The organism is Bifidobacterium sp. ESL0820 (genome assembly GCF_052606235.1).
In genome coordinates, this window is the sequence record NZ_CP199594.1 from 1031809 (window position 1) to 1048206 (window position 16398).

Genomic DNA, 16398 nt, shown 5'->3' on the forward strand with positions numbered 1-16398 from the left:
CGGCAGCGCAGATTCCTCTTTGGCTCAATCAGCCAAAAAAACAGATACTCAAACTACGCACACGGTGCGCTTCGACCCAGCCGGCGGCAGCAAACCCACCCAAGTAACCGTAAAGACCGGCACTCTGGCCGTCCCTCCGGGACATAATCCTGTACGTGCAGGCTTCCGGTTCGATGGGTGGACATATGACGGCGAGCCTTTCGACTTCCAGACTCCTATCCTCCAGGATATGACCATGAAAGCTCAATGGACCAATATCACGGACTGGACGCTGAACCCGGAGCACGGGCCCGCCACCGGAGCCCAGCTGACCATCAGTCAGCCTAAAACTCAGGAACCTCAATTTGCCGACATCCAAGCCGCAGGAGACCAGACAGTCGGTCTGACCGGCGACGGCCGCATCTACACCTGGGCGCAAGACAGCACCCCCAAACAGATTCCCTCCCCCGCCCAGGCCCCCGACGGGTTCCACTACCTGCAAGCCACAGCCGGCAGCCGATGGCAGGCCGCACTCGGATCCGACCAGCGCATCTACACCTGGAACAGCCAACAATCAACGCCCATAATCCTCGACATCGGACAGGACACCAAGTTCGCCAGCATCAGCATGAGCGATGACCGACTCCTTGCAGTGGACCGGCAAGGCCGGATTCACGCCTTCCAAGACAGCCGGAACACGAACCAGAAACCCTTAGAACAGGCGTCGCTCAACCTGTCCGGAAAGGAGCAGGCCATCACCGCTGTCGCCTCCGATAGCCATGCTCTCATCATGGACGCGGACGGACAAGTCCGGACATGGGACACGAGCAACACTGGGAAAGCCAAGACCGCACGCATTAAGCAGCAACCTGATATGCGCATCGTCCAAGCCCAAGCCCTCGACCACGGGTTCCTCCTCCTGGACGTGGACGGGCAGGCCTGGTACCTGCCAGATGGCACTGTCGCCATCGCAACTGTGGATCTGCCAAAAAACACGAAAACCAGCCGGATCACCGCCAACGACGGCCAGGCCGTCATCACGGACACGGACGGTCATGTCTGGGCCTGGAAACCCAACAATACCCCTGTGCGCGCAGAAAACGGGAATCAGCAGTACATGCAGGCCGCCGCAACCGGCAGCAGGATCACCGCTATCGGCAGGCAGGGCGACATGCTCACCTGGAGCCTGGACGGGCAGGGCCGGCCCGGCAAGCCCGCCAGACTCGGCACCACACAGGTGCTCACCCTGGAATCAGCCAGCATGGACGGCCAGCCGCTCAAGCTCGGCAAAACCGGCGACGCCTGGCAAGCGCAGATCCCCGCCCGCAAGCCCGGACCAGCCACCATCCTCATCACCGGTAGGCAGGACGGCCAGCCCTTCACCAAAAACCTGAAGTACACAGTCGACCAGACACTGACCAGAGACGCAGAGCCAGGCTCCACCTATAAGGTCACCTTCGACACGGACGCAGGGAGCAAAGCACCGGACCCGCAGCAGGTCTCCAACCCATACGGCAGGGTGAAGCGCCCCTCCCCCGACCCGACGCGCCAAAGCTTTCTGTTCGACGGATGGTTCATCGGACAGGTCGCCTACGACTTCAGCAAGCCCGTCACAGAAAACCTCACACTCACCGCCAGATGGACGCGCCAAGACCCCGATAACACGTGGAGAATCAACCCCGACAAGGGCAGCCAGCTAGGCAAGGAAACCACCACCATCACTCCACCGGCCAACACCAGTGGCATCAAATTCAACCAGATCAGTGCCTCAAAAAACAATCAAGGATATTGCTTTTCTTTGGCAGTGGGCAGTGACGGGAACGCCTACGCCTGGGGGAACAACCGATATGGCCAGCTCGGCGACGGGACAACCGATCAACGGACTACGCCGGTGATGGTGAAGAAGCCCGATTCCAAGATATATAAGGATCTACCTTTGGATTTCACCTACGTGCAGGTCAATGCCGGAGGCTGGCATTCGCTGGCCCTGGGCAGCGACGGATACGTGTACGCTTGGGGATATAATAACGCTAATCAGCTCGGCTACAACACCAGCGGCAACTATTCAACTGTTCCTGTACGCGTGCACGATCCTAACTTCCCCACCGATACGAACAAAGGACTCAAAGCCATACAAGTGAGCGCCGGATACTACAGTTCGCTGGCCGTCGGCGAGGACGGAACCACCTGGGCATGGGGAGACAACGGTTTTGGCTTGCTCGGCAACAACAGCAGCGTCAATAATTCGTCTATTCCTGTGCGTGTGTGCGATCCTAATTTCCCCACCGATACAAACAAAGGACTCAAAGCCATACAAGTAAGCGCCGGAAGCTGGCATTCGCTGGCCGTCGGCGAGGACGGAACCACCTGGGCATGGGGAGAGAACAACTATGGCCAGCTCGGCAACAACGAAAGCAACTATAATAGGAATTCAGTACCTGTGCACGTGCGCGACCCAGTTAGCCCCTCCGACGCAAACAAAGGGCTGAAGACCTCACTCGTGAGTGGCGGAGGCACCCATTCGCTGGCCATTGACAAGGAAGGAAATATATGGGCATGGGGAAGAAACGATCACGGTGAGCTCGGCGCTGGAAAGACCAATGGCAGCAGCAACTGGAACGAAAATCCAGTGCCGCAAAAAGTGATTCTTGACACCAAGGACGCAAGCGCACAACTAAAAACCGTACTAGTAAGCGCCGGGGAAGAGCACTCGCTGGCCGTCGGCGAGGACGGAACCACCTGGGCATGGGGATTAAACAACTTTGGTCAGATCGGAAATAACACCATGAGCGATCAGCGTTCACCCGTGAAAGTGTTCGCTGCCGCCCAATCCACAAGTTTGGCCGGCCCCTGGCTGCTCACCACGCAAGTAAGCGCAGGAGGCGCACATTCGCTGGCAATCGACGTAAATGGGAAGTCGAAAGCATGGGGAGACAACCAGCGTGGAGAACTCGGCAATCCTGATCCGGTAAGATGGAGCGGCACTTCTGTGCCGGTGGCATTCCACCTGCAGCCGGTGATCAGTGCAGCCAAGTTTGATACTAGTCCCGCCGAGAATCTGAACCATGTCAGCAAAAGTAACAGCGTCACCGTGACCACGCCTGAGCACCTGCCGGGCACGGTCACGGTCAGCGTTGACTACACGCTGGGCGGCGCAGGAAGTACTCTGACCTACGACAAGCTCCAATACACTTACCTGCCTGCAGGCACACTCCCCCATGCTGGTGGGGAGGGTATCATGCTCGCCCTCGCCACCGGGACCGTATGCATGGGTGGGGTCCTCGCCTCACGCCGCCACCGGAAGGAACAACACCGACTATTGCACGCTTCGCACGAGTAAGAGCGGCCGGGCGGCGTATCAATCCCCCCGCCCCCGGCCCATCAAGGGGGAGCAGGCAGGAACGTGCCACTTTAGGCTCAAACCCCAAGTGAGCCGACACTCCTCCCGCGCCCCCACCACACATATATCAGTCGACCGCCCAAGCGCAACAGAGGAGGCAACTCCTCTTGCCGCGCCCGGACGGTCGACTGCAACAGGCCTACTGCTGGTCAGCAGTCGTGGCGTAGATGGTCTTCTTGCAGGCCAAATACACGACCAGACCCAGCAGGGACACCGCAGCCCCGATCAGCAACAGGTTGCTGTAGTTGGCAGCCGGACCGGTTGCGCCCATGATGCTGAAGCCCTCCAGGCTGGGCTTGCCCATCAGGCCGCCGATGATGGCGATGCCAATGGAGCCGGTCACGTTCATGACCAGGTCGTTCATGCCCACGCCGCGGCCCGACTGGTCCTGAGGCAGGGTGTCAAGCACGGTGGAGACGATGGGCGAATACATCAGGCCGACCCCGGCATAGTAGACGCAGGCAGTCAGCGTCAAGGCCAGCAGGCCGGAGTTGACCACCAGAGCCGTCCCCGCGAAGCCCAGAATCATCAGGCAGGCGGCGATGATGATGGCAGGCTTGCGGCCGATCCTGTCCACAATGGCGCCCGAGGTGGTGCCCAGCACGGCGGCCACCAGGAAGGCCCAGACCACATGCAGGGAAACCGTGGTGGTCGACACCTTGTAGACGTCACGCCCGATGGCGTTGAAGATGGGCGACATGCAGTAGTTCATGAAGTAGAAGATCAGGATCAGCCCGATGCCCATCAGCCAGCGCTTGTTGCGGAAGAAGTCCGGGGTGATGAAGGGGCTCTTGGCCCGGCTGATGTACACGGCGAAGATCAGGTAGCAGACAGCGGAGGCCGCCAGCAGCCACCAGGCCGTGTACGAGAAGAAGAGGGTCAGCAGGGCCGTGGCCAGTCCGAAGATGACGAAGCCCAGCCAGTCCACCTTCTCGCCGTTGCCGCCGCCGGTGGGCAGGCTCTTGAGCAGGATGGGCAGGAAGACGATGGTGACCGCGGGAATCAGGAAGAGGTACTGCCAGGCTATGGAGCTGAGCAGACCGGCGGCGAAGATGCCGATGGCTGCAGACACCTGGTAGCCTGCCGTGAAGATGCCGAAGAAGATCACCTTCAGGGAGGGCTTGAGGTACTTGGTGGCCACGACCAGGTAGGCCGAGCCAGCCACCTGCTCGCCGGCAGTCTGCAGCAGCCGGGCCGCGATCACATTCCAGATGTTGGGAGCCATGATCGTATTGGCCACGTATCCGTACACGGACCCGACGAACAGTATGCACAGGCCGAAGGTGACCAGCTTGCGCAGGGATACGAAGTCGCCCAGGGACCCGTAGATGAAGCAGACGATGCCCAGGACGATGCTGGGCAGGGCCGTGATCAGCGAGGCCTGGTCTGGAGCGCCGGCGTCCTTGCCGACCTGCTGGAAGACCAGGTTGAAGCCCTGCAGGCACAGGGTTCCCAGAACGAAGGTGATCAGCAGCAGGATCAGCGATCGTACGGCTGTCGAATCCTCGGTGGATTGCTTTTCGGACATGATGTCGTCAATTCTCTTTCTCTTGCGTGGACTTGCCGGGGATGGCGGACCTCAGTCGGCCTGGGAGGCCAGCTTGGTGATGCGGGTCATGAACTCGTCCAGGAAGCGGGGCACGTCCACGCCGACGGCCACGCGCATGGTCTTGTTCGGGTCGTTGAGCCGCTGCTCGTCGCCGATGGTGCGCCCGCGAGTGGCGCCTTCGGTCTCCACCTTCATGTTCATGGGCAGGGTGGTGACCAGGGTCGGATCCACGGCCACGCCCACGGCCAGCGGATCGTGCAGGCCGCAGCCGCCCAGGTGGGGCGAGGTGGTCTCATAGGCCTTGATGTAGAAGTCGGTCATGTCAGCCAGGAAGTTGCCTGCCGCGGTGCCCAGCTCCCGCCAGCGGGCGGTCTCCTTGTAGGTCAGCAGGGTCTGCAGGGTCACGTCCAGGCCGACCATGGTCACGGGCGCGCCGGAGCGGAAGAGCACGTCGGCCGCGTCCGGATCCTGGGAGATGTTGGCCTCCTGCCAGGCGTCCACATTGCCCGGCACGGTCAGGGCCCCGCCCATGAGCACGATGGAGCCGATGCGCTGGGCGATGTCAGGCTCCTTGGCCAGGGCGGCGGCGATGTTGGTCATGGGGCCGGTGGGCACGTAGACCAGATCCTTGCCATAGGTGTTGACCGCATCGATGATGAAGTCCACGGCCGACTGCGTCTCCGCCTTGCGGTCCGAGTCGGGGATGGCCACGTCGCCGATGCCGTTCTCTCCGTGGATGAAGGCGGAGACGGGCAGCACCTCGAAGGAGTCCGCCTTGGAGGCGTGGGGCAGGCCCGGGTAGACCTTGACCTCGGGGTGGCCCAGCAGGTCGGTGATGGCCAGATCGTTGCGGATGCCCTGCTCCAGCAGCACGTTGCCATAGGTGCCGGTTATGCCAATCAGCTCAACTTCGGGGCTGCCCAAGGCATAGGAGATAGCCAGAGTGTCGTCGACACCAGTGTCCAGATCCAGAATCAGCTTGCGCATACAATGTTTCCTTTCATTGCCATGGCTGTATGGAACCATGGCCGTATGCATCCACGATGTCCTTGTGGTGAATGCTTGTTTATCATATGCGAAATTGAGCAGTTTCGCTGCCCATGACATGCGCAAGTCGTGGACAATATCCTCAAATGTTCATCTAGCCCGCGACCAGGGCCCGGATGACGAATCCAGATAGCGAATCCAACAGCTGGTTTTCCGGGCGATTCCCTGGTCCATAATGGCGAGCCGGATCGACGGACCGCTCCCCCAGGTGCATATGATTGCTTTAATTATGCCCGGATGATCCGGCGAAAGGGGAGCCCATGGCTGCAATCCAAGGACGGCGGCGCAATCTGCAACTGATGACCGCCCTGGGCGTACTGGCAGGCGGCCTCTACGGCTATACATTGACCGTCATCTCCGGAGCGCTGATCGGCATGAACCTGGGCTCCGGCTCGGGCGGACACCTGACAGCCGGCGAACAGGGCATGGTCACCTCGGCCCTGCTGATAGGCGCCGCGCTGGGATCCTACCTGGCAGGCAAGTTCAACGACCGCTTCGGCCCCAAGCACATCATCCTGGCCGGGGCCCTGCTGGCCATCCCGGGAGCCCTACTGAGCGCCCTGGCCCCCAGCCTGGCCTTGCTGGGACTGGGCAGATTGATCATCGGAGCCGGCATCGGCATGACCTCGACCATCGTGCCCATCTACCTGGCCGACATGGTCGGCACGGCGGAACGCGGACGGGTGGTTTCGGTCAACTCGGTCATGATCGTGGTCTGGCAGCTGCTGGCGGTCAGCGTCAACGCCATCCTGGACCGGATGGGTGCCGACTGGCGGACCATGCTCTGGGCCCTCGTGCCGCCGGCCATCCTGCTGGCCCTGCTGGCCTGCTTCCTGCATGACAGCCCGGCCCACCTGATCCGCCGAGGCCAGCCGGACCAGGCAGCAGCCTTCCTTCAGTCCACCCGCGACCAGGCAGAGGCCCGGGTGACCATGCAGGAGCTGTCGCAGCCGGCGAGCGCGAAGACCCCCAGCTTCAAGGCCCCCTGGCTGCGGCGGGTGCTGATCGTGGGTATCGGCGTGGCCATGATCAACCAGCTGACCGGACTGAACATCGTCAACTACTACGCGCCGACCATCTTCACCGACACCCTGGGCTTCGACCCCTCCCTGTCCATGGTGGCCACCGTGCCCGTCATCCTGGTCTCCGCCGTAGCGGCCACCATCGGAGGGCTGGGACTGATCGACCGCTTCGACCGCCGCGTCATTCTGGCTGCGGGACTTGCAGGCACCATCGTCTTCCTGGCCGCTATCGGGGTCTGCTACCGGTTCGTCGGCGCCCCGGGCAGCGGGTCACGAACGGCCGCTTGGATCATGATCGGCATGATGATGATCTACGTGGTCTTCGTCCAGGGCCTGGTGGCCCCGGTCACCTGGCTGCTCCTGTCCGAGATCTTCCCCCAGCAGATCAAGAGCCGCGGCATGGGCTACGCCAACGTGGCCATGAACCTGACCAACTTCGGGCTCTCCCTGGTCTTCCCCACCCTGCTGGCCCGTCTGGGCGGCACCGGCACCTACCTGCTCTTCGCCCTGATCAATGTGTGCGCCCTGGTATTCGCCTGGATCATGGTGCCTGAGACCCGAGGCAAGAGCCTGGCCCAGATCGAGCAGGAGGCCCGGGCCCGGGCATGAAATCGGTCATAAAAAGAGGGCGGAACCGAATACCGGCCCGCCCTTATGGAATCTGACACTTCAGATTCTGATGCCTCAGATGTTGAAGGCCTTCTTGGCCAGCTTGGCGATGGTGTCGCCGCCCAGCTGTGCGACATCATTCTTGCACTGGTTAATCCTGCCGAAGAGCTGGTCCGCGTCGTTGTACGACAGCGGCTGGCCGATCTCCTTGGACAGATCAACCAGCTGGTCGATGGTCTCCAGGTTGCCTAGCTTCTCTACCAAGGTCTTCTCGTCCATGAATCACTCCTCTGTAAGCGGCGGTGCAGACACCGGGGGCCTTGCGCCATCGATGCCCACCTTTCTCCTCCCATCATAGCCAGCGACCGGATGAACCGGGCGCGCATAAGGGCTCAAATCAGGTCGTAGGAGAAATCGTGAATCTGATCCAGAGTCTGTCGGCTCTCCTCCAGCCAGGTCATGGCCACCGGATAGACGTGTCCCAGGGTCTGCAGACGGTTGGGTCTCAGGTCGTGCAGCTCGAAGTCGCGGCCCTTCCTGCACAGGATCTCGGCCATCTTGAGCGCGTCGCCCTGCAGGAAGTCGTCGGCGCTGGTGTTCAGGAATACCGGCGGCAGGTGAACCATGTCGACCATCGTCGTCAGGTCTGCCACCTGATCGCCCCCAGCCTGCACGAAGCTCCTGAAGAAAGATGGTGCGACCCTTGTCAGGTCATCGGTGGGCGAACCGGTTGGATGGAAGTCTTCCAGATCCACCGATAAGTAAGGAGTCAGATCGAGCAGGCCTGAGACGAAAGCAGCTCCCCTAGGCCGCAGACCGGCAGGCTTCAGCCCCAGCCTCTGCGCGAATTGGTCATCGGACTCCACAGCCAGCATATAGAGCGCCAGGGTGCCGCCGGCCGAGTCACCCGTCAGAAAGATCCGGTCGGGCGAGACCGGATACTCGTCCAGGTTGCTCTTTATCCAGGTCAGGGCCGTCAGCACGTCGCCCAGCTGGCCCATGAAGTCCGTGCTGGGGATCAGCCGGTAGTTGAGCGAGAAGACCGCAAAGCCACGTTGGGCCAGGTGGGTGCAGAAATTCCGGTTGAGCTCCTTGTAGCCGTACATGAACCCGCCGCCATGGATGTCGATATAGACCGGCGTAACCCTGCCGTTGCGCAGCAGGGCATCATGAGGCAGGTAAAGATCCAGCTTGTGGGCGCGCAAGCCGTCGTCCATATAGGCGATGTCGTTGAAGCAGTCCACCCCCTCGGGCACCTGCCAGTGACGGGAACGGGGAGCATCCATGCGCCCGAAGGTCAGCCGGGAGCCCAGAACAGTCTTGGCCATATCAGGACTGCAACCATCCAGGTCCCCGTCGACCTCGGTCCAGCCCTCCAGGAGTTCACGTTCCTCGTCGGTTACCGTCGTCTCTGCATCCTTGCTCATCATTCAGTCCTCATCACTCCAACCCGCACAGCTCCTCGCATCCGGTCTTTTGGGTTTACAGCCAATATACATTGCCGGCAGACGGACACTCTTGCCCCTGGTCGCACTCCTGCCGGTAGAATAACGGAAACAGCGACAGAAAGGCCAAGGATGACAATCGCAAGCTACGAAGGCGTATCCGCGCGCTCCCTGGGCCTGCCGCCCACCACCGCCATTCCAGCAGCCAAGGGCGAACTGCCTATACGCGCTTTCACCACGCGGCCGCCCGTCTCCTCACGGCTGCGTCAGCACTTCTCCACCAGCGTCGACAAGATTGTCATGCTGGCCCTGCTGCGGCCCGGGACTATCCCTGTAAAGGATGGCGCACACTGCCATGAGGTGCTGGTCATGGCCATCGGGCTGAAGACCCCCGATGTGCCGGAGGATGTGCTGGAACACATCGCCGCCATGCGCTCCTCAGGCATGGTCTTTATCACCATTCACCAGGGCGAAGAGGGACTCGTCTGCACACCGGCTGTGCGCCGGGCCCTGCCGACCAAGGCCGGTCATGAGACCAGGCATACGCTCCACTTGGGCAGGCCCCGTCATGCCGATCAGACCAGTCTGACCCTGGTCGGCGACGATATGGACCAGCTCTGGGACAGCCTGTGCGCCCAGGTGACCCTGGACCAGACTGACGGCAGAGATCTGGACAGCCGACTCGCCGTCCGCGAGCGCATCGAACTGCTCAAGGCCCAGGAGGCCAAGCTAACCGGGGATCATAGCCGGGCCAAAACCACCCAGGACCGCAACACAGCCTTCGCCAAGCTCCAGAAGGTCCGCGCCGAGCTGAAGCAGCTTTCCGCCGATAACCAGGCAGCGGAAGCCGCAGGGCCGAGCCAGGCCTAGTCTGACCTAGTCCATACCTGCCCAAGCGGATCGTGAACCTCATCTGCTCCATGGTCGTGCCCGAACCCATGCTGTCACCCATCGCCGGAATCCTCATGGTCGCCGCCACTTCCACAAGCGTCATCCTGGGCAGCAGCTCCCTCACCAAGTCCATGAACCTGACCTGGGCAAGCACGGTGGGGGCGGCCCCCTTTGAATAGCGGGTAGGCCTTACTATGACTCTGGTGGCCATGCTGGTCTATCTGGTCTTCCGAAGCGACGAGTCAGGAAAGGTCACAACCATGAAAATCATCATTGCACCCGACTCCTTCAAGGGCAGCCTGACCGCCAAGAAGGCTGCAAAAGCCATCGAACGCGGGTTGAGACGCAGCCCTCTCAAGGCCGAAATGGTCCTTGTGCCCATGGCAGACGGCGGCGAGGGCACGGTCCAGTCCCTGGTCGATGCCACCCAAGGCCATATGATCCAGACCCAGGTCACCGGACCCCTAGGCCAGACCGTCACCGCCAGTTACGGCATCCTGGGCGACGGACATACGGCCGCCATCGAGATGGCTGCGGCCAGCGGCATCCAGTTCGTCAACGAACAGACCCGCGACCCGATGATCACCACCACCTACGGTACAGGCGAGCTGATCAGCAAGGCCCTGGACCAGGGCGCACAGGAGATCATCGTTGGTCTGGGCGGCTCGGCCACTAACGACGGCGGCGCCGGCATGGCCCAGGCCCTGGGTGCCCGGCTCCTGGATGCCGAGGGACGTGAGCTGACCCAGGGAGGAGCAGCACTGGCCCGGCTGGAGCGGATCGATGTCTCCGGGCTGGATCCCAGGCTGGCAAGCACCCGCATTCGCTTGGCCTCGGACGTGACCAATCCTTTGACCGGCCCCGAAGGAGCCTCAGCCGTCTTCGGGCCGCAAAAGGGGGCTGACCCATCCATGGTCGCCACGCTGGATGCGGCCCTGGCCCATTATGCAGCCGTCATCCGCAAGGACCTGCACCGTGAAGTGGAGACCAAACCGGGCGCAGGGGCCGCCGGAGGTCTGGGTGCAGGATTCCTGGCCTTCACTCCGGCCGTCATGGCCTCGGGCGTCAATATTGTCGTGGAGACCACCCGTCTTAAAGAGCTGGCCCGCGACGCCGACCTCTGCTTCACCGGCGAGGGCGGCATCGACTTCCAGACCGGTTTCGGCAAGACCCCCATGGGCACAGCCCAGGCCGTCAAGGAGTCCTCCCCCGGCTGCAAGGTCATCGCCCTGGCGGGCAGCGTGGGCTCCGGGACCGAAGAGCTTTACAAGGCGGGCATCGACGCCATCTTCAGCATCAGCCCCGGGGCCGTCAGCCTTGAGGATGCCATGGCCAAGGCCGCCGACAATCTCGCCGCAGTGGCCGAGAACATCGGCAGGCTCCTGGCCTGATCCGGCCTCGGATCAGCAGAACAACAAAGGGGCTCCGGATACCTTGCGCACCCGGAGCCCCCTGTAATCTGTTCGGCATAACCTTCAGCAGTCATGCCGTTAAGTTGGAAAGGATCAGTCGAATTCGGTGATGACCGAACGGATGACCTCGCCGTTGACCAGCTGCTTGTAGGCCTCGTCGATCTGGCTCAGCTTGATGTGCTGGCTGACGATGTCATGCATGTTCAGCCGCCCGTCCACAGCGAAGTCGGCATACATGGGGATGTCGTGCTTGATGTTGGTGGAGCCCATCCACACACCCTTGAAGCCGCGCTGATGAACCAGCAGGTCGGCCGGGTTGATCTCCAGAGAGATTGTGGCATCCGGCTTGGCCAGGCCGATCGGGTAAGCGGTGCCGCCCACGCCCAGTATGTCCCAGGCCTGCTTCATGGTGACGGGCAGACCGATGGCCTCGAAGGCCTTGTCCACGCCGCCGTTGGTCAGCTCACGCACCTTGGCCACGGGATCCTCGTTCTTGGAGTTGATGACGTCGGTGGCACCGAACTTACGGGCGAACTCCAGCTTGTTGTCCAGCAGGTCGATGGCGATGATCCGCTTGGCGCCGCAAATCCGGGCTCCCGAGATGATGTTCAGACCGATGCCGCCGGTGCCGATCACGGCCACGGTATCGCCGGGGCGCACATGGGCGGTGTTGATGGCCGCTCCTGCTCCGGTGATGGTGGCGCAGCCGATGCAGGCTGCCTCATCCCACTTGACCTGGTTGTTGACCACGGCCAGCTGGTTCTCGTGGACCAGTGCCTTCTCGGCGAAGCCGCCGACGCCGAAAGCCTGGGTGATGGGCCGGCCGTCGGGGAAGGACAGACGGGGCTTTTCATCCGCGCCACGCACGCACTCCTGCTGCTGGGTGCAGGACTGAGGCTGGCCCTTGAGGCAGTTGGCGCAGTGTCCGCAGACCTGCTCCAAGGAGGCCACCACGTGGTCGCCAACCTTGATGCCGGACACCTCGGGGCCCACAGCCTCGACGATGCCCGAGATCTCATGGCCGATCACAGCCGGGAATGGGAAGAACTTGTCGTCATCCTCGACCAGATGCAGATCCGAATGGCACAGACCCGAGGCCTGCACGTCCACCAGGACCTCCGCGCCGATGGGATCGTCAATGACGACCTCCTCGGGCTGGGCGAATCCCTTGCCGATACCGTAAGCAATCGACGCCTTGATCTTCTGAGGCATAAGCCATCTCCTAATAACCATGTTCCTGCCGGTTCCATCCGACAGGACAAATGTATATCGTTAAATACTGTACTGCAGCCACGGTGGTCTTCAATGCATACGCCATTGTTGCAGACCACCTTCTATGGTAGCAGGGAAAGGCCTCAACTACCATGCAACTTTCCTAGCAGAGGCCCTCCGGCGTTTCCTCGACGCTGGCTCCAAGCCCCCATAGAATGAGGACCATGTGTGGACGATTCGCGGCTGACCTAGACTACTCCAGCCTGGCCGAGCACTATGGTGCCCGGCAGGCTCCGGGACTGCCCAAGCCCTCATGGAACATCAGTCCCGGATCGGCCATCGCCCTGGTGGCCCAGGACCGACATGGGCAGCGGCACCTGCATACGGCCCGCTGGAACCTGGTCCCCTCCTGGTCGGACAGCGATCAGATGGCCTACCCCACCCACAACGCCCGAGTGGAGAGCGCCCTGACCAAGCGGACCTACGCGGACTCAGCCAGGAGTCAGAGGGCCATCATTCCGGCCAGCGGCTACTACGAGTGGACACCTGACCACCAGCCCTACTACTTCCAGGCTCCGGACGGCCACACCCTGAGCATCGCCGGCCTCTACTCCTGGTGGCGTGCCAGACCTGGCCGACCCTGGCTGCTGACGGCCACCATCCTGACGACACAAGCCACGCCTGAGGCCGCCCGGGTGCACGATCGGATGCCTCTGCTGATCACTGCTGAAAACCTGGACTCCTGGTTGAATCCGAGCATAGAAGGCCAGGAGATCCTGCCCAAAGCCGTGGAGCCTGGCCGCCATGCCTCTGAGACACTGACCATGCACCCGGTGGCACCCCTGAAGGGTGATGGACCGGAACTGACTGAGGATATAGCTCTGGATCAGAAGGTCACAAAGGTTCAGAGAGTGAAGAGAGCCAATTAATAAAGTGGCATATTGAGATGATTACAGCAAAGGAATCTATGCCCTTTTTCAGTAGCTAGCGCAAGCATCTTAATAAAATTATTCAATGAGCGCAGTAATATAGACATATAGCTGAGGAAAGAACCGGCCAGCAGATTTCTTTCGGTTGGATACCGCGTTCGTACTTTCGGTAGACGTTGGAGAAAATATGCCAGCCAAGAGGATCACCATAAGGGATGTTGCCAAAAAGGCTAACGTATCCATTAAAACCGTCTCAAACGTCATCAATGACCGCGATGACCAGATGAGACCAGGCACTAAGTCACGGGTCGAAAGAGTAATCAAAGAGCTTGGTTATCAGGTGAATCGCTCGGCTAGGGCGCTGAAAACAGGCAAAACCAAGGTGCTTGGTTTAGCTATGCCAGATTTCGACCAGCCTTTCATTGGATTCCTGGTGAACGCTTTCAACGAGGCTGCCCACCGGAGGGGATACGCCACGGTAAGCAGTCTTTTCGGTTTCTCCACTGGTCGACGTAGAGACTTCGCAGATAGTATTCCTAGAATTAATGCGGACGGTTGGGCCTACCTCTTTGAAGAGCCCTTTGACTCCGAATCGCCTCTTTTTCAGCAAAACGTGCCTCTAGTCCTGATCAGTGACTATTCCTCCGCTGGCATGTATGACATCATCGCTATGCCTAATACGGAATCTTGTCAATATCTAACCAACACTCTGTTCGACCAAGGATGCTCAAGCATTGGCTTTATAGGGGCTCCCGAAAGCCTGTGTGAAAAAACGGGGGCAGATGAAGCTCAACTTGAGCGTACCATTGTGAATGCAACAGACGGCAATAGCATCCTACGTTTGAAGGGGTATGCGCTAGCCCATCTTCAGCACAAAAAAGCAATTCCCTGGAATTTGATTATACCCACCAAGCACATAACCAGCTTCGACGGAGTTACCGCGACATATAATCTTCTTAGAAACCGAGTTCTACCTGATGCTGTTATCTGTGTCAATGATGCTGTAGCTATGGGAGTTGTCTCCACATTAGCCCGTAATGGTATCTCTATTCCTGAGCAGATCCGCATATGCGGTTTCGACAACATTCCTGAAAGCGAGATCTCAGCTCCTCCGCTGACTACCATCAACTTTCATATAGAACAATTTGCTCAGCTTACAGTTGATGCTCTAGTGAGTAGAATCAACGGAAATCAAGAGCCCGCGAACACATTCACCTCCAGTTTCAATCTCATAGAGCGTGAATCGACTAGAATTCGCCGACCATCACAAAGATGCGGGGATTGTTGAGCAAAAGTGTCGCCTAATGTGATGATTCGATTTTATGCACCTTCATGGAACCAAAAAGCTAATACTTGTTATCGGGGTTCGCATAGCAATCCCTCCCCGATTCGAATAAGTAAGAGGATAAATAACCGTTCAGCCATCCTGGATTTGTCCTCGTCTAACAGCGAGATAATCACTAGTTATCCGCTGAACCAGCAGGTGGGGGGGGGGCTTCCAGCACAGGCCTCCCCCACCAGGTAGAGACGATTTTACTTATTATTCCTTAACTTCAAATCCCTGATTCTTTCCATATTCCAAAAGTCCTTTGCGCCAGTTGTTCAATGCCTCTTTTAGAGTTACATTACCTGCAACAGCCTTGCCTATTGCATCCCCGCTGGTCGTCTGCGCATAAACGTGATAGGGCAAAAATTGCCATTTGGTATCCACGGTATCGGGCGCCTTAGCAAGCACTTCGTTTATCTTTTGGTCACCAAAATAAGGATCAGAACGCTCTTCAAAATCTTTGCTCTGCAGAGTCCTTTTATCTGCAGGAAACTGTCCCTTCTCAACGCGTGCTTTGATGCCAGCCGAGTTATGAGAAACAAAATCTATGAATTTGTAAGCTGCATCAGCCTGCTTGCTTGAATCAAGGATGGCAAGCGATGAGCCACCATCTTCACCGTTTGAAGGATGTCCTTCATCAAGCATTGGCATGGGGGCGACGCGCCACTGTCCCTTAGCATCAGGAGCGGAATCATCCAACATCGAACTCATCCACGCCCCGCACAAAAGCGAGGCGATGTGCCCATTATTCAAACTATGATTCCACTCATCTGACCATTCCACGGACTTAGTATCGAGCAATCCTTCATCGAGCATTTTCTGCCAGATATCAAGAAGTCTGTCTAGTTTGGGGTTATTATCAAAATTAATACCAATTGTTTTGCCTTTGACAGTAAAGGGATGGCTTCCTACGGCCCACATCAAATTCACTAAAGGAGCAAATCCACCCGTATCATTGATGATGTAATAGTCACTGCCAAGCGCATGAATCTTCTTAGCTGCTTCATAATATTGCTCCAAAGTCTTAGGAGCTTCAGTCACACCCGCCCTATCGAAGATGTCCTTATTATAAAAAAGTGCCATAGGACCTGTATCGACAGGCAAAGCATAAATATCACCATTCACATTAACTGAGTTCCAAGCACCCTTAGTGTAAAAGTCCTTGTAGGAGTTGGCTCCATAGCCAGAAAGTTTTTTCAGTGAGCCTTGCATGGCAAACTGAGGAACTGCAGCGTATTCAATCTGGGCTACATCCGGAGCTCCTGAACCCGCGGAGATGGCATTGCTCAGAGCTTGGTATTCTTTGTTGCTGGTGCCTACATTCGTTATCTTGACCTTAATAGAAGGATTCTTCTGCTCAAAGAGTTTGACAGCACCCGTATAGTTTGGATCCCAGGCCCAGACATTTAGGACAACTTTGTCGCCCTTACCTCCCGCGCTGCTGGAGTGACCGCTTCCAGACCCGCAAGCTGATATCGACAGAAGCATTGCACCCGCGATACATCCAGTCAATAATTTCTTCATTGAAACCATTTTGTTATCTCCTTCTTGTTATTTAATTCTCTAGAAACGCTTA

At 59.1% G+C, this 16398-nt stretch carries 13 protein-coding genes; 7 read left to right on the plus strand and 6 right to left on the minus strand.

Annotated features, from left to right (window positions below):
* Positions 1 to 19: 19 nt before the first annotated feature.
* Complete coding sequence (locus ACUIAH_RS04230) at positions 20 to 3319, plus strand: RCC1 domain-containing protein (RefSeq protein ID WP_445341502.1); 3300 nt, start codon at positions 20 to 22, stop codon at positions 3317 to 3319.
* 199 nt (positions 3320 to 3518) lie between these two features.
* Here the strand turns inward: ACUIAH_RS04230 and ACUIAH_RS04235 are convergent, their stop codons facing one another.
* Together ACUIAH_RS04235 and ACUIAH_RS04240 are read right to left on the minus strand one after the other, a co-directional pair.
* A complete protein-coding gene (locus ACUIAH_RS04235; RefSeq protein WP_024627495.1) occupies positions 3519 to 4907 on the minus strand; it encodes an MFS transporter in 1389 nt (462 codons plus the stop codon).
* Positions 4908 to 4958: 51 nt separating this feature from the next.
* A complete protein-coding gene (locus tag ACUIAH_RS04240; RefSeq protein ID WP_306221824.1) occupies positions 4959 to 5915 on the minus strand; it encodes a nucleoside hydrolase in 957 nt (318 codons plus the stop codon).
* 320 nt (positions 5916 to 6235) lie between these two features.
* Between ACUIAH_RS04240 and ACUIAH_RS04245 the strand changes: the two genes are divergently transcribed.
* Entirely contained in the window at positions 6236 to 7606 is a 1371-nt protein-coding gene (locus tag ACUIAH_RS04245) for a sugar porter family MFS transporter (protein WP_445341503.1), read from the plus strand.
* 75 nt (positions 7607 to 7681) lie between these two features.
* Here ACUIAH_RS04245 and ACUIAH_RS04250 read toward each other — a convergent pair whose 3' ends face one another.
* Together ACUIAH_RS04250 and ACUIAH_RS04255 are read right to left on the minus strand one after the other, a co-directional pair.
* On the minus strand, positions 7682 to 7885 hold the full coding sequence (locus tag ACUIAH_RS04250; RefSeq protein WP_024627492.1) for a hypothetical protein: 204 nt from the start codon (positions 7883 to 7885) through the stop codon (positions 7682 to 7684).
* 113 nt (positions 7886 to 7998) lie between these two features.
* The gene (locus tag ACUIAH_RS04255) at positions 7999 to 9033 is read right to left on the minus strand and encodes an alpha/beta hydrolase (protein ID WP_445341504.1); all 1035 of its coding nucleotides are present in this window, start codon (positions 9031 to 9033) and stop codon (positions 7999 to 8001) included.
* A gap of 150 nt (positions 9034 to 9183) precedes the next feature.
* Here ACUIAH_RS04255 and ACUIAH_RS04260 point away from each other — a divergent pair, with 150 nt between their 5' ends.
* The 3 genes from ACUIAH_RS04260 (at position 9184) to ACUIAH_RS04270 (ending at position 11333) form a co-directional block, all read left to right on the plus strand.
* The gene (locus ACUIAH_RS04260) at positions 9184 to 9921 is read left to right on the plus strand and encodes a DUF4391 domain-containing protein (protein WP_445341505.1); all 738 of its coding nucleotides are present in this window, start codon (positions 9184 to 9186) and stop codon (positions 9919 to 9921) included.
* Positions 9922 to 9953: 32 nt separating this feature from the next.
* Positions 9954 to 10121, plus strand: a complete 168-nt coding sequence (locus ACUIAH_RS04265; RefSeq protein WP_445341506.1) for a hypothetical protein — start codon at positions 9954 to 9956, stop codon at positions 10119 to 10121.
* An 81-nt stretch (positions 10122 to 10202) separates the two neighbouring features.
* The gene (locus ACUIAH_RS04270; protein WP_445341550.1) at positions 10203 to 11333 is read left to right on the plus strand and encodes a glycerate kinase; all 1131 of its coding nucleotides are present in this window, start codon (positions 10203 to 10205) and stop codon (positions 11331 to 11333) included.
* Between the two features lie 114 nt (positions 11334 to 11447).
* Here the strand turns inward: ACUIAH_RS04270 and ACUIAH_RS04275 are convergent, their stop codons facing one another.
* The gene (locus ACUIAH_RS04275) at positions 11448 to 12566 is read right to left on the minus strand and encodes a zinc-binding dehydrogenase (RefSeq protein WP_052692715.1); all 1119 of its coding nucleotides are present in this window, start codon (positions 12564 to 12566) and stop codon (positions 11448 to 11450) included.
* A gap of 224 nt (positions 12567 to 12790) precedes the next feature.
* On the opposite strand from ACUIAH_RS04275, the gene ACUIAH_RS04280 reads away from it, so the two are divergent.
* Together ACUIAH_RS04280 and ACUIAH_RS04285 are read left to right on the plus strand one after the other, a co-directional pair.
* Positions 12791 to 13495 carry an SOS response-associated peptidase gene (locus ACUIAH_RS04280; protein ID WP_445341507.1) on the plus strand — a complete coding sequence of 235 codons (705 nt, stop codon included), beginning with the start codon at positions 12791 to 12793 and terminating at the stop codon, positions 13493 to 13495.
* Between the two features lie 187 nt (positions 13496 to 13682).
* A complete protein-coding gene (locus ACUIAH_RS04285) occupies positions 13683 to 14783 on the plus strand; it encodes a LacI family DNA-binding transcriptional regulator (protein WP_445341508.1) in 1101 nt (366 codons plus the stop codon).
* Positions 14784 to 15035: 252 nt separating this feature from the next.
* On the opposite strand, the gene ACUIAH_RS04290 is transcribed toward ACUIAH_RS04285, so the two are convergent.
* Complete coding sequence (locus ACUIAH_RS04290; RefSeq protein WP_445341509.1) at positions 15036 to 16355, minus strand: ABC transporter substrate-binding protein; 1320 nt, start codon at positions 16353 to 16355, stop codon at positions 15036 to 15038.
* Between the last annotated feature and the right edge of the window lie 43 nt (positions 16356 to 16398).